12 protein-coding genes are annotated in these 14,038 nt (G+C 39.0%); all 12 read left to right on the top strand.

Annotated elements, in window-relative coordinates; genetic code table 11:
* The first annotated feature begins 59 nt into the window (after positions 1 to 59).
* The 12 genes from accD to lapB all read left to right on the top strand — a co-directional run bounded on the left by accD (position 60) and on the right by lapB (position 14,035).
* Positions 60 to 953, top strand: a complete 894-nt coding sequence (accD, locus tag AAHI99_RS03775) for an acetyl-CoA carboxylase, carboxyltransferase subunit beta (RefSeq protein WP_342228334.1) — start codon at positions 60 to 62, stop codon at positions 951 to 953.
* On the top strand, positions 940 to 2,220 hold the full coding sequence (gene folC, locus AAHI99_RS03770) for a bifunctional tetrahydrofolate synthase/dihydrofolate synthase (RefSeq protein ID WP_342228333.1): 1,281 nt from the start codon (positions 940 to 942) through the stop codon (positions 2,218 to 2,220). The genes accD and folC overlap by 14 nt, the downstream gene beginning before the upstream one ends.
* Before the next feature lie 61 nt (positions 2,221 to 2,281).
* Positions 2,282 to 3,622, top strand: a complete 1,341-nt coding sequence (locus tag AAHI99_RS03765) for an NCS2 family permease (protein WP_342228332.1) — start codon at positions 2,282 to 2,284, stop codon at positions 3,620 to 3,622.
* 217 nt (positions 3,623 to 3,839) lie between these two features.
* Complete coding sequence (locus AAHI99_RS03760) at positions 3,840 to 5,549, top strand: ABC transporter ATP-binding protein/permease (protein ID WP_342228351.1); 1,710 nt, start codon at positions 3,840 to 3,842, stop codon at positions 5,547 to 5,549.
* 123 nt (positions 5,550 to 5,672) lie between these two features.
* Entirely contained in the window at positions 5,673 to 8,030 is a 2,358-nt protein-coding gene (locus tag AAHI99_RS03755; RefSeq protein WP_342228331.1) for a multicopper oxidase domain-containing protein, read from the top strand.
* Positions 8,031 to 8,067: 37 nt separating this feature from the next.
* Complete coding sequence (locus AAHI99_RS03750; RefSeq protein ID WP_342228330.1) at positions 8,068 to 8,502, top strand: heavy metal-responsive transcriptional regulator; 435 nt, start codon at positions 8,068 to 8,070, stop codon at positions 8,500 to 8,502.
* A gap of 125 nt (positions 8,503 to 8,627) precedes the next feature.
* Complete coding sequence (locus AAHI99_RS03745) at positions 8,628 to 9,095, top strand: SPOR domain-containing protein (protein WP_342228329.1); 468 nt, start codon at positions 8,628 to 8,630, stop codon at positions 9,093 to 9,095.
* Complete coding sequence (gene pyrF, locus AAHI99_RS03740; protein WP_342228328.1) at positions 9,096 to 9,881, top strand: orotidine-5'-phosphate decarboxylase; 786 nt, start codon at positions 9,096 to 9,098, stop codon at positions 9,879 to 9,881.
* On the top strand, positions 9,872 to 10,576 hold the full coding sequence (gene cmk / locus AAHI99_RS03735) for a (d)CMP kinase (RefSeq protein WP_342228327.1): 705 nt from the start codon (positions 9,872 to 9,874) through the stop codon (positions 10,574 to 10,576). Before pyrF ends, cmk begins: the two co-directional genes overlap by 10 nt.
* Positions 10,577 to 10,828: 252 nt before the next feature.
* On the top strand, positions 10,829 to 12,400 hold the full coding sequence (gene rpsA, locus AAHI99_RS03730; RefSeq protein WP_342228326.1) for a 30S ribosomal protein S1: 1,572 nt from the start codon (positions 10,829 to 10,831) through the stop codon (positions 12,398 to 12,400).
* Between the two features lie 144 nt (positions 12,401 to 12,544).
* Positions 12,545 to 12,835, top strand: a complete 291-nt coding sequence (locus AAHI99_RS03725) for a LapA family protein (RefSeq protein WP_342228325.1) — start codon at positions 12,545 to 12,547, stop codon at positions 12,833 to 12,835.
* 39 nt (positions 12,836 to 12,874) lie between these two features.
* Positions 12,875 to 14,035 carry a lipopolysaccharide assembly protein LapB gene (lapB, locus tag AAHI99_RS03720; RefSeq protein WP_342228324.1) on the top strand — a complete coding sequence of 387 codons (1,161 nt, stop codon included), beginning with the start codon at positions 12,875 to 12,877 and terminating at the stop codon, positions 14,033 to 14,035.
* Positions 14,036 to 14,038 lie beyond the last annotated feature (3 nt).

Here is a 14,038-nt window from a genome sequence, read left to right as displayed (position 1 = left end):
TATATACTTCAGGATTCAGAAAAATTTTTATTTAGTGGGCGAGAGGTTATAGGAAGCTTATGAGTTGGTTAAAAAAAGTCATAAAAGGAATTCGAACTGTGGTTCGAAACACCACGAAAGTTCCTGAAAATAGTTGGATTAAATGTGAGTCCTGTGGTGCGGTATTATATCGTGCAGAATTCGAACGTAATCTGATGGTTTGTCCTACGTGTAACCATCATCATCGCGTTAAGGCGCGTAAACGTTTAGCACAACTTTTAGATCCTGAAACCGGTCAAGAAATAGCCAATCAAATAGAAGCAGTGGATAGACTTAAATTTAAAGATCAATTTAAATATAAAGATCGTTTGCAATCAGCAATGAAAAAAACTGGCGAAAAAGAAGCCTTGTTAGTCATGCAAGGAAAACTACAGGATAGAGCAGTCGTTTGCGCGGCATTCGAGTTTGATTTTATGGGTGGATCGATGGGCGCTGCGGTCGGTGAACGTTTTGTGCAAGGTGTATTAAGAGCGATAGAGGAAGATATTCCTTTTATCTGTATTTCTGCAAGTGGCGGAGCACGCATGCAAGAAGGTTTATTCTCATTAATGCAAATGGCAAAAACCAGTGCAGTCTTGGGGAAACTGAAACAAAAAGGACTTCCTTTTATTTCGGTATTAACCGATCCGACTATGGGTGGTGTATCAGCAAGTTTTGCTAATCTTGGTGATATTATTATTGCTGAACCCAAAGCGTTAATAGGTTTTGCCGGTCCACGTGTCATTGAACAAACGGTACGTCAAGTGTTACCGGAAGGATTCCAACGCAGTGAGTTTTTGTTAACACATGGTGCCATCGATATGATTGTCGACAGAAGGGGATTAAAGGATAAAATTGCTTCGCTATTAAATAAACTCATGGCCGCAAACCAAGGACGTTATACACTAACCGCCATTGCTAATGATGATATCTAATGAATTGAGTTTGAGTGCATGGACATTATCTGATTGGTTAACTTATATTGATAAGTGTCATCCAAGTAGCATCGATTTAGGTCTAGAACGCATTGCACAAGTTGCAGAGCGCCTAGCGGTTGTCAATTTTAATTGTCCGGTTGTGACGGTTGCTGGAACGAATGGCAAAGGTTCTAATGTTGCATTGACCGCTGCTATTTTAAGTGCTGCGGGTTATCGAGTGGGTACATACACTTCACCGCATCTTATTCGTTACCAAGAACGTATTCAAATAGCCGGGCACTGCATTAGTGATTACGATTTATGTCAAGCTTTTTTGCATATTGAAAAAAATCGCGCTGATATTCCATTGACTTATTTTGAATTTGCTACCTTAGCGGCTTTATGGACTTTCAAACAAGCCGCATTAGATGCGATTATTCTAGAAATAGGTTTAGGTGGCCGTTTGGATGCCGTCAATTGTGTCGATGCGGATCTGGCTATTATTAGCATGATAGATTTTGATCATATGGATTGGTTGGGTGATACACGAGAAAAAATCGGTTTCGAAAAAGCCGGTATCATGCGCCCGAATCGACCGTGTGTTTGTGGCGATTTTACACCGCCGCAATCGATACTCAACACAGCCCAATCTTTGGCGTGTCCCTTATACCGGCAAGGCATAGAATTTGATTATAAAATACAGGCTCAATCCTGGACATGGATGAGCCAGCAACTTACTCTGCGTGATTTACCTTTACCTAACATAGATTGTCAGAATGCTGCGACGGTTTTGCAAGCGGTCGAATTACTCGGTGAACATTTCATTATTACTCCGCTTGCCATACAAGAAGGTTTGAAGCGCGTTTTTATACCGGGTCGATTCCATATTATTGAAAAAAATGCATGTCAAATTATTATTGATGTTGCACATAATCCTGCTGGTGGAGAATGCTTATCAAAACGTTTAGCAAATACCCCCTGTTTAGGAAATACGCATGCGATAGCGGGCATGTTGGCGAATAAAGATATTAGCAATACCTTGCGTCCTTTAAAGCACCATGTTGATCATTGGTATGTTTGTGATTTAATTGAGGAACGCGGCGCGAAGGCTGAAAAATTAAAACAATCATTATTAGATCTTGAAGTCAATCAAACAATTTTAGCGTTCTCTTCACCCGATTTAGCATTTCAACAGGCTTATCGCCAGTTACAAAAAAATGATCGCTTGCTGGTTTTTGGCTCTTTTCACACTGCTGCAGCTATCTACCGTTATTTAGATAGTTAACTATACGCGCCAAATCCTATTGCTGTGAGTATCGATTTGCTCAATACTTTCTGAGGTAAAAATGATCCAGCAAAAGAAAAATTTATTAGAATTTTATTTTAAAATCCATGCACGGGGTAGTACCTTACAGCGTGAGGTGATGGCTGGCGTAACTACTTTTTTAGCCATGCTGTATTCCGTAATGGTTATACCTAATATGTTAAAGCTGGCCGGTTTTCCGCCGTTAGCTACTTTTATAACCACTTGTTTAGTAGCGGCGTTTGGTTCTTTGTTGATGGGATTATGGGCCAATTTGCCGATGGCAATAGGTTGTGCGGTTTCGCTCACGGCATTTACAAGCTTTAGTATCGTCTTAACGCAACATCTCAGTATTCCTATTGCCTTAGGTGCGGTGTTTTGGCTAGGAATTTTGTTTACTATCATTTCAGTAACAGGGATACGTGCTTGGATACTGCGTAATTTGCCGCAGGGTGTGGCTTGTGGTATTGGGATAGGAATAGGTTTGTTTTTGTTATTGATTGCTGCAAGCAGTATCGGTTTAATCATTAAAAATCCCCAGCAAGGCTTACCGCTGCATTTGGGTGTGTTTACTTCCTTTCCCGCACTGATGACGTTGTTAGGTTTGGCGATGATTTTTGGTTTGGAAAAAAAAGGTATTCCAGGAGCCGTGTTGTGGGTGATTATATTTATTTCGATGTTGGGTTTATTTTTCGATCCACAGGTTAAATATCAAGGACTGTTTTCTGTACCGCATTTATTTAATGCAAAAACAGACACACTATTTTTGCATTTGGATATTATCGGAGCATTACATCCCAGTGTATTACCGAGTGTTTTAGCTTTAGTGATGACCGCGGTATTCGATGCAACCGGTACTATTCATGCCGTAGCGAGTCAAGCAAAGTTGTTGCGCGTTAATCAACCGATGGAAAACGAATCAAAAGCGTTAACGGCAGATTCTGTGAGTAGTATTTTTGCAGGTTTAATCGGTGCTTCACCCGCGGCGGTTTATATAGAATCCGCCGCAGGAACAGCAGTGGGAGGAAAAACCGGCTTAACAGCCGTGATAGTAGGACTGTTATTCTTGCTCACACTATTTATTTCACCGCTGACTTATTTAGTGCCCGCATACGCCACGGCGCCTGCTTTAATGTATGTTGGCTTATTGATGTTAAGTAATATATCAAAACTAAATTTTGCTGATTTGGTCGATGCCTTGTCAGGATTGTTATGTGCTGCTTTTATCGTATTAACCTGTAATATTGTCACTGGTATTATGTTGGGGTTTAGCGCTTTAGTAATTGGTCGCGTTTGTGCCGGTGAATGGCGGCAATTAAGCATAGGAACCGTGGTGATTGCACTCCTATTAGTCCTATTTTATGTCAGTGGCTGGGCGATTTAATATTTATCTTAAATATAGATATATTATTATCTTTTAAGATTTATATGTTCTTTTTTATGCATTTTTAACCTAGCCTTGGATATTGCTTTCCCGTAAGCTCTTAAGGCGCTCATATCTACCTTCGAAAATGCATAGAAAGAGAAAAAGGTAGCTTGCCGTCAAAAATAATATGAAAAAACCAAATCAACAACATCTAACTTTTAGTAGGTAATTCTGGCTGAGCTTTTGGCGCTTACTAAAGCCTTATTGGCAATCCGATGAAAAAAAACTCGCCTACCTATTACTTTTTTTAAATGTATTTTTTACCTTCGCCGCAGTCGAGGGTAATGTATGGTTTAGCTATAGTAGTAAAAATGTCATGAATGCGCTGCAACATTTTAATAAGCCATTGATTTGGCAAAATTTAATAGTGATGGCCCTTGTTATTACATTCATGTTTTTAGCATTTGGTTTTGCCTTTTATGTGAATGGCTTACTCGCGCTACGCTGGCGACAATGGTTGACTAAAAATACTTTGGCTAATTGGTTAGCCAATAAAAATTATTACCGTTTTCAGTTTTTAGCGAAAAAAATAGACAATCCCGATCAACGTATTAATGAAGATATCGATCAATTCACGCAATTGACCTTAATGATAACGTTTCAAGTTTTGCAATCCTTAACGCTTTTTGTTTCATTTGGCATAGTACTTTGGCGAATTGGGAATCTCAGCATTCCGCTAGGTCATCTGCTTATTCCCATACCGGGCTATTTATTTTGGGCGGCTTGTTTATTTGGCGGCGTAGGAATATGGTTAACGAATCGAATTGGTAAAAAATTAATCAGTTACAATTACCATCAGCAACGTTATAACGCTAATTTCCGTTTTGCGTTAATAAAATTTCGTGAGTCCAGAGACGAGATCGCTTTACAACGCGGAGAGCAATCCGAAGCCAGTCAATTTAATGCGTTGTTTAAGAAAATTTACCATAATTTTATCGATATTATTCAATTAAAAAAACGTTTAAGCTTTCTATCCAATGGTTTTAATTTCGCCAGCATCCCCATAGCGACACTGATTGCTATACCACTTTTTTTAAGTAAAAAAATACAGTTTGGCGGATTAACGCAAATTACGATAGGATTTGGTAGCGTAGTTGCTTCATTTACGACTTTGATGCAGGTGTATAGTTCATTGACCGAATGGAATTCGATTATTGTGCGTTTAACTGAACTAAATAGCGCTATTGAACACGCATCTACCTCATTACCTAGCAAATTAATGATACAAAAAAATAATCTACAAAATCAGATTACGTTGAATGATTTAAATTTATTTTTACCGGATGGACAATTATTAATAGGACCCCTTAATTTGTCTTTGGATTTAAGCGAGAATTATTTAATAAAAGGCGGCTCAGGTCTCGGAAAAAGTTCATTGATGCGTACACTGGCCGGAGTTTGGCCGTTTGCAGAAGGGACTATTTATTTTCCAAAAGATAAAACCTCTTTTTTTCTGTCACAAAAAACATTTTTCCCATTAGGAACATTAAAAGAGAGTTTCATATATCCTACTCAACTTGCAGTGACGGATGATGATGTAAGGGAACTCCTGCGACGTTTTGGTTTAGCAAAATTTCAAGATGAATTAAATGAGATTCAGCCTTGGCAGCAAATATGTTCGCCTGGCGAGCAGCAATTAATGGCGTTGATTAGGACCGTTTTAAATAAACCGGACATATTATTTCTTGATGAAGCGACTTCAGCATTAGATGATGCGTCACAAATTAACGCCTATCAAAATTTACGTTTACTGCTACCTAATACCAGTTTGATTAGTATTGGCCATCGGGCCGATTTAGAACAATTTCATAGAAAAATATTACTTTTTTCTCGAAAAGAGCCCGCAAGTATTGTAAGTAGCACACGGCCACTTGAAGTCACTTAACCCAAAAATAGCCTCGTTTTAATGGTATCTTTTTGATATCAATGTATAATCTCTAGCACTATTGACTTTAACCTTAAGGTTAAGCTTAATATTTCTTTAATCTCATTAACCCTAAAACTTTACATGAAATCTATTGTTACCTTGGCTTACAGTTTTACTCTCAGTTTTGCGCTGTTATTTGTGAATCCGGCTAAGGCCAAAACTCAGATTATTAATTTGACTGTGGCGTATAAACAGGTCAATTTTACTGGAACACCGGCGCAAGCGATTAGCGTCAACAATCAAATTCCTGGTCCCATTTTACACTTAAAAGAAGGCCAACCGGTCCTCATTAATGTGTATAACCGACTTAATGTCGGCACAACCATTCATTGGCATGGTTTGTTGGTTCCTTGGCAAATGGACGGGGTAAGCGGTGTGAGTCAACAGCCCATACCCGCCGGTGGTTTTTTCCAATATCGTTTTACACCGCACCAATCCGGGAGTTATTGGTATCATGCCCATGACGGTTTCCAAGAACAACAAGGTTTGTATGGTGGTATTATTATCGACGCTAAAACTCCCATCGCTCATCACTATAATAAAGATTTTGTCATCGTATTGTCTGACTGGAGCAACACACGTCCTCAGCAAATATATGCCAATCTTAAAAAAATCGATGGCTATTATGATTCACGTTTTCCTTTACAAGCTTCCTTATTCAAGTTTATTCACGATTATAGAAACGCTACGCCTTTAAAACGCCATCAATTGTTGCATAGTTATAAAATGATGCAAAAAAGTCGCATGGATATTTATGATTTTAGTGATATTGCTTACGATGCGTATTTACTGAATGGACAGGTAAGTCAACGACCTTGGACACGCAAGGTGAAATTAGGTGATACCGTTCGGCTACGTTTTATTGGGGCAGGGGCGAGCACTAATTATAATGTCAAGCTGGATCGCGGCAGGATGAAAATTATTCAAATCGATGGTAATAACATCAAACCTTATACAGTCGAACACTTCAAGATTGAGCCAGGTGAAACCTATGATGTTTTAGTACCCATTAAACATTTAGGCGCTACGATTATTTATGCCGAATCAATGGATACCTTAGGGCGTGCGATGGGTGTGCTTACTACCACGCCGAATGTAGCGGTTAATATTCAAGATGTTAAACCCTTTCCTGAACCTGCGCCAATTATGATGGGTAACATGGCAATGGAAATGCATTCCAATTCTTTGCCTGCAATGAGTTCCTCCTCCGCTATGCCAGATATGAGCATGCATAACGCACCCATGTCGAACATGAAAAGTTTAACAGAAGGCTCGCCTTATCAAAAAATAATGGCAGCGGTTAAGACTAATAATCCTAATAAACCGATAGAAAAAACCATACACATGGATTTAACCGGTTATATGAATCGTTATATTTGGTTTATTAATGGCGTGACCATGAATAATGCAAAGCCAATTTTATTAAAACCTGGCAAGCGTTATCGAATAATATTTACTAATCATTCGATGATGGATCACCCCATGCACATTCATGGTCATTGGTTTATTTTACGTAACGGACATGGTGCTTACGATCCTTTGTTACACACGGTTGTTGTGCCACCGATGGCGACTGTGGTCGTCGATCTAGATGCCGATGCAAGTGGACAGTGGTTTTTTCATTGTCATCAGCTTTATCACATGGCAGCCGGAATGGCACGGGTATTTCAATACACAACCTTGATCGATGTGACACCTGCAAAGCAGACGGCGCAAAATATCGTTAAACCTTTAACTTATGCAAATCAAGCGATAGTTCGTGTTCAGCATTTACCTATTGATCAAAGCTTAGTCGATCATCCTACGGATCATGTACCGCGATTTTTTAGTGCAAATTTATTGGATGTTAATCAGAATTTAATTAATAACGATCAAGAAATTACTTATAAAGGACTGTTTGGCGGTGATAATAACAAACTGCAATTATATTTGGAAAATGCCGAAATTAGGCAGGGTGTTATTGAAAATGCCAATCTGGATATATTTTATTGGCATGCTATTAGTCAGTTTTGGGCAATTAAAGGAGGTGTGAATTATGTGTATCGTCCGGCGCTAACACCTTATTTTCAACCGGGCTTGGGTATTGAAGGCTTAGCCCCTTATTTTATCCAAACCGATATTCGAGCCTACTATCATAACGGCAGTAGTAAACTGGATCTAGATTTTAGTCGCGATACACAAATAGCGCATAATTTTTTTATCCGAACCGAAGTAGAAGGTTTATTTGCAAGTAAAACGGTTACGCGTGATTTAGTTGGTAGTGGATTCAACGAATTGCAATTAACGTTAAGACCGTATTATCAAATCAATCCAACACTTGCTGTGTATGCACAGTACCAACACACCGGTAATTATGGTAACACGCGAACATTATTTCAAGAAAATAATCTTTCTACTAATGATAATACTTACAGTGTGGGATTGTCGTTATTGTTTTAATTAAATAATCATTAATTTTTGGAAAATTAGGCTTAATATGAAATATTACACCATTGGAAAGTTGGCTAAATTAGTTCAGCAAACACCGGTAACGATACGTTATTATGAAAAAATTGGTTTAATTCCCATGTCAAAACGCAGCGTAGGGAATTTTCGTCTCTATCCAGAAAGTCTTATACCTTGTTTTTATTTTATTCAAAACGCGAAGTTGGTAGGTTTCGATTTAAATGAAATTAAATGTTTGCTTGATATAGAAACTAATCAATTACCCAGTCAGCAGATAAAGTTACACATGCAACAAAAAATTTCTTTCATTGAAACTAAAATAAAGGGTTTGCAGCGCATAAAACAGGCTTTAATGGATTGGGAAAATGCCTGTGATGGTAGTGTTTCAATCACCGAATGTCCCATCCTTAAAACGCTTTATCTTCCCCCAGAGGATATTCGTGACTATTTACAACAGCAGAAATAATTTTTACCGCCGTCTTAAGTGATAAACAGGTAAAGTTTAAACATTTCTATTAAAAATAGTTGTTTCAATTTGCAAATTCCTGTGTAATAGATAAGTTCATCAATTAATTGCTTGAGATAGTTTCTGTGGATTTCCCCTCTAAACGCGCCAGCTTGATTATTATTATTGCTATTGCCGCCTTGCTCGTTATTTTTGTGCCTGTATGGATGAAAGATTACCCTACGGATAACATACTCTCGTTTACTATTCCCAGCCCGCCGGTTCCACCGAGCGCCGCATTATTACCAATGATTTCAAATAAGCCGAGTATGAAAAATTTGCTAAGCTATCCTTTGGCACCAGCAAAAGCCTGGGTGGTTGAATTACCCGATATTAAAGATCCAGCACAAGCTGAAAATTTGGTTCAGATGTTACGGCGTAAAGGTTTTAATGCGTATAGTCGTCAATACAAAAGTTTATTAGGTGTGTTGACACGTGTTTTTGTGGGTCCGGAAATTAAACCGGAGAAAATGAAACAAGTAGCTGAACAACTTAATACCGAGATGCATCTTACGACACAGGTGGTTGCATTTGATCCCTTACTAAGTCAATAAATGTCAAAAAAAATTAAAAAATTAAGTTTTTCCGAACGAGCGACGATTTGTTTAAACGCAAGTGCACAACGTTTATGCCAACTGATAGCGGAAAAAAAAACTAATCTTTGCTTATCTGCTGATGTTAGTCATGCTGCTGAATTACTAAGTTTGCTTGATAAAATAGGCGAGGAAATTTGCCTATTAAAAACCCATGTCGATATATTGTCTGATTTCACACCTAATTTTATCAAGCAACTGAAACATTTAGCTGAAAAGCATCAGTTTTTAATCTTTGAAGATCGTAAGTTTGCTGATATTGGTTATACCGTTAAACAACAATATGCGGGAGGGGTCTACCAGATCGCCGATTGGGCAGATTTCGTTAATGCCCACACGGTTCCTGGTCCAGGCGTAATCCAAGGCCTACGAGAAGTAGGCCTCCCGAAAGGACGCGGGTTATTGTTACTTGCGGAAATGAGTTCCATAGGTTCTTTAGCCACAGGTGCTTATACCGAAGCGAGTATTAGCATGGCTAAACACTATCCCGATTTTGTCATGGGGTTTATTGCTCAGCATCAATTAACCGAAAACCCAGGTCTGATCCACATGACCCCTGGCGTTCAATCCGATACCATAGCTGTCGATGGTCTCGGTCAACACTATATCTCTCCCGAACAGGCGATTACACAAAACGGCACGGATATCATTATAGTTGGTCGGGGTATTTATCAAGCAAAGGATCCTGCGGCGAAAGCCCAGCACTACCGAAAATTGGCTTGGAAGGCTTATTTAGCATGTTGTTAACACCCAAAAAAAAATCGCCTATTCCGGTGATTACCATAGATGGTCCAAGTGGCTCAGGTAAAGGTACGATTAGTCACTTATTAGCCCAAGAATTAGGTTGGCATTTCCTCGATAGTGGGGCTATTTATCGCGCCGCCGCCTGGATTGCGGTAGCCACACAAACGCCTATTGAAGAGGATAGCTTGCTTCCTTTAGTGACAAACTTAGCGTTAAATTTTAGTGTTCAGTCTTCGGATCAGTTGCTTAGAATTTTTTGGCGACAGCAGGATATTACTGATAACATTCGTACCGAAGAAATAGGTCAATTAGCCTCGAAATTAGGGGTCTATCCTAAGGTTCGACAAGCATTGTTAGTCTATCAACGGGCATTTCGTCGTGCTCCCGGTCTGGTAGCTGACGGCCGGGATATGGGCAGTATTGTTTTTCCTGACGCACAACTTAAAATTTTCCTTGAAGCGAGTCTCGAAGAACGTGCTAAACGACGTTATTTACAGTTGAAGGCAAGGGGGAAGCATGTTAGCCTTAACGCTGTGCGAGCAGAGCTTGAGCAACGTGATCGTCAAGATAGGCAGCGCCCGGTAGCGCCACTCATAGTGCCTAAGGAAGCTATTACTATCGATACGACGCACTTAAGCATTCAAGAGGTGTTACAACTTATCAAAAGTAAGTTGCCACAGGCTCAAGCGAAAACGTAACAGGGGCATTAGGCTAGAGATTTCCTAAAAATTAGCTTAATGCAGGTGTGTCGTCATTCAGCGAAGATGAGTCAGAAAGTGTGGTTTTTCGAGTATCGTAACGGAGCATACACGGAGTATGTGAGTAACGAAACGCAGAAAATACCGCGATTTATGACCATCATCGTGCCAAAAGACGATATACCTAAATATTAACCGCGCATATTGCGCCTTAACCGTGGTTCTCTAAAAAAGAACAAGTGATATAACTATATGAGTGAGAGTTTTGCACAGTTACTCGAGGAGAATTTCTCCGAACGTATTTTTTATACCGGGATGATTATTACCGGAACCGTTGTCCGCATCGAAAAAGACCGAGTTGTTGTCAATGCGAATTTAAAATCCGAAGGTTTGATTCCCATTGAGCAATTTTATAATGAAGCCGGCGAGTTAGAAGTCCAAGTTGGCGACCAAATTGATGTCAGTATAGAATCTTTAGAAGATGGTTTTGGTGAAACCCGTTTATCGCGTGAAAAAGCCAAACGTGCAGAAATGTGGACGGCGTTACAGCGTGCACACGATGCCGATACGGTGGTGACGGGGAAGGTCACAGGAAAAGTAAAAGGTGGTTTTACAGTAGAAATCGGTAATCTGCGTGCTTTCTTACCGGGTTCATTAGTGGATGTACGTCCAGTACGTGATTCTAGCATTATCGAAGGTAAAGACCTGGAATTTAAGGTCATTAAGCTCGATCCTAAGCGTAACAATATTGTTTTATCAAGACGCGCGGTATTGGAATCCGAAGGTCAAGCCGGACGCGAACAGTTATTAACTGAATTAGAAGAAGGTCAAGTCATTAAGGGTATCGTAAAAAACTTAGCCGATTATGGTGCATTTATCGATTTAGGTGGCATTGATGGTTTATTACACGTCACCGATATTTCCTGGAAACGTGTCAAACAACCGAGTGAAGTATTAACTATAGGCGATGAAATTGAAGTCGTGGTACTCAAGATCGAAAGAGATAGAGGTCGAGTGTCATTAGGGCTGAAACAATTAGTCGGCGATCCTTGGGAAGACTTAGTTAAACGTTACCCTGTCGGTACACGTTTGAAAGGTAAAGTGACTAATGTGACCGATTATGGTTGCTTTGTCGAAATAGAAGAAGGTGTTGAAGGTTTAGTCCACGTTTCAGAAATGGATTGGACCAATAAAAACATTAATCCGAATAAAATTGTTCAAGCAGGTATGGAAATTGAGGTCGTCGTATTAGATATTGATTCGGATCGACGTCGTATTTCTTTAGGTATTAAACAGTGTAAATCTAATCCTTGGGAAGATTTTGCGAATACGCATGCTAAAGGCGAACGCATTACCGGTAAAATCAAATCGATTACTGATTTCGGTCTGTTCATCGGTTTACCCGGTAACATCGATGGCTTAGTCCATTTATCGGATATCGCATGGAATATATCCGGCGAAGAAGCGGTACGTAAGTACAAAAAAGGTGATGAATTAGAAACGATTATCTTATCAATAGATCCTGAGCGTGAACGTATTTCGCTAGGTATCAAACAATTGGATACCGAATCATCGCATCCTTTTGATAAATACAGTAAAGATCAAATGGTCAAAGGAAAAATAACTGAAGTCAACGACGAAGGGATGAAAGTTGATTTAGGTAATAGTATCGAAGCTCAGCTTAAGCTATCTGAGTATGGCGAAGAAGGAAAAAATTTTGAAGTGGGACAAGAAATAGAAGCAAGAATTTTAAATCTTGATCGAAAAAATCGTCACATTTCACTTTCTCTCCTTCCTTTAGAAGAAAAAGCAGTCACTAAGTAATTGCTGTTTTCTTATTGCTTAAGGAAATAGCATGGGCTTAAATGAAGGATGATTTTGCAGCAAAGCTAAAGTTCTGGTCGTCACTGGAACTTTAGCTTAATGTAAAACTAATTTAGTATAAGTTCCCATTGAGTAGGTAAGTCTATGCGATGCATTACATATTTGTTCCTGATTATATTATTTATATTGGGACTTATTTTTGCTGGTCTTAATGCCGATCTGGTCAGTGTCAATTATTATTGGGACACCAAACGATTACCGCTTTCTTTATTAACCATACTTAGTTTTATTTTAGGCGGTTTATTAGGTTTGTTAACTGCTTTAATTACCTATATAAAACTCAAGTATGTTAATCGGCGTTTACGACATCGATTGATCTTAGTTGAAAAAGAACTGAGCAACTTAAGAGCTTTGCCATTTAAAGATCAGCATTAACCGGGCTACAGTGCTACCTACTTCCTAATGAGCGTGACTATGCTGGAGTTACTGTTTTTATTGCTTCCGATTGCAGCCGCTTCCGGTTGGTATGTCGCTTATTTTCAATTTTCTAATTCAAGCTCGAGTAAGAAACATGAATGTAATCGTGAGTATTTACGTGGTTTAAATTATTTACTCAATGAACAGTCTGATAAAGCAGTTGATACCTTTATCAAGATACTCGAGGTTGACATAGAAACAGTGGAAACTCACTTAGCTTTAGGTGTGTTATTCCGCCGGCGAGGTGAAATTGACCGTGCAATTAGGCTGCACCAAAATTTGATTGCTAGGCCTAATCTTGCGCACGCACAAAAATTACAAGCATTGTTAGCTTTAGGAAGAGATTATTATTGCGCAGGCTTATTAGATAGAGCAGAGCGTTTATTTTTCGAAGTGATTAACCATGATGATAGCGAATATGCCCGTATCGCCGTACGCTATCTATTAGAAATTTACCAACAACAAAAACGTTGGGAAATTGCTATTAAGCAAGCGAAAAAAATTTCAAAATGGGATAACAAGATTTTTAAAAATATTGCGCATTATCATTGTGAATTAGCACAAAATTTATTAAATAACCAAGCGAGCCAAAAGGAAGTCATTAAACTTTTAGAACTCGCTTTAAAGTATGATGCACATTGTGTTCGCGCTAACCTGATTAAAGGAAAATTGGCTATTACCGCAGAAAAATGGGAAGAAGCGATCTCTATCTATCAAGCGATAAAAAAACAAGACCCCGATTATATTACTGAAACCTTAGAACCACTTAATCAATGTTACTTACAACATCAATCGGGATCGATAGGGCTACTCAGTTATTTAAATGAAACACTTGCCGAGCATGCGCAGACGCCACTTTCATTGGCTATCGTTAAATTGATTCAAGAAAAAGATAACGATAAAGCGCTACAATTTCTGACTCAGCAATTACAAGCGAAGCCCTCGCTATCGGGTCTCTATCAATTAGTTGACTTGCATTTAGCGCAAGAAAGTTGTTCTCTGGCCGATAAAAGTAATTTAAATAGTTTAAAAGGTCTTATTAAAAAATTAATGGAAAATAAACCGGTCTATCGTTGTTTAAGCTGCGGTTTTAATAGCAAAATTCTCGATTGGTTATGCCCAGCTTGCCGTAATTGGAGTACGATTAAACCATTATAAAAA

Source organism: Rickettsiella endosymbiont of Rhagonycha lignosa, from assembly GCF_964031165.1.
Classification (GTDB): domain Bacteria; phylum Pseudomonadota; class Gammaproteobacteria; order Diplorickettsiales; family Diplorickettsiaceae; genus Aquirickettsiella.
This window is presented reverse-complemented; position numbering and strand designations above follow the sequence as displayed.

Bases quoted from the DNA above. Each gene is read 5' to 3' on its own strand.
- accD (WP_342228334.1), top strand. From the start codon at position 60: ATGAGTTGGTTAAAAAAAGTCATAAAAGGAATTCGAACTGTGGTTCGA.
- folC (WP_342228333.1), top strand. From the start codon at position 940: ATGATGATATCTAATGAATTGAGTTTGAGTGCATGGACATTATCTGAT.
- AAHI99_RS03765 (WP_342228332.1), top strand. From the start codon at position 2,282: ATGATCCAGCAAAAGAAAAATTTATTAGAATTTTATTTTAAAATCCAT.
- AAHI99_RS03755 (WP_342228331.1), top strand. From the start codon at position 5,673: ATGAAATCTATTGTTACCTTGGCTTACAGTTTTACTCTCAGTTTTGCG.
- AAHI99_RS03750 (WP_342228330.1), top strand. From the start codon at position 8,068: ATGAAATATTACACCATTGGAAAGTTGGCTAAATTAGTTCAGCAAACA.
- pyrF (WP_342228328.1), top strand. From the start codon at position 9,096: ATGTCAAAAAAAATTAAAAAATTAAGTTTTTCCGAACGAGCGACGATT.
- cmk (WP_342228327.1), top strand. From the start codon at position 9,872: ATGTTGTTAACACCCAAAAAAAAATCGCCTATTCCGGTGATTACCATA.
- rpsA (WP_342228326.1), top strand. From the start codon at position 10,829: ATGAGTGAGAGTTTTGCACAGTTACTCGAGGAGAATTTCTCCGAACGT.
- AAHI99_RS03725 (WP_342228325.1), top strand. From the start codon at position 12,545: ATGCGATGCATTACATATTTGTTCCTGATTATATTATTTATATTGGGA.
- lapB (WP_342228324.1), top strand. From the start codon at position 12,875: ATGCTGGAGTTACTGTTTTTATTGCTTCCGATTGCAGCCGCTTCCGGT.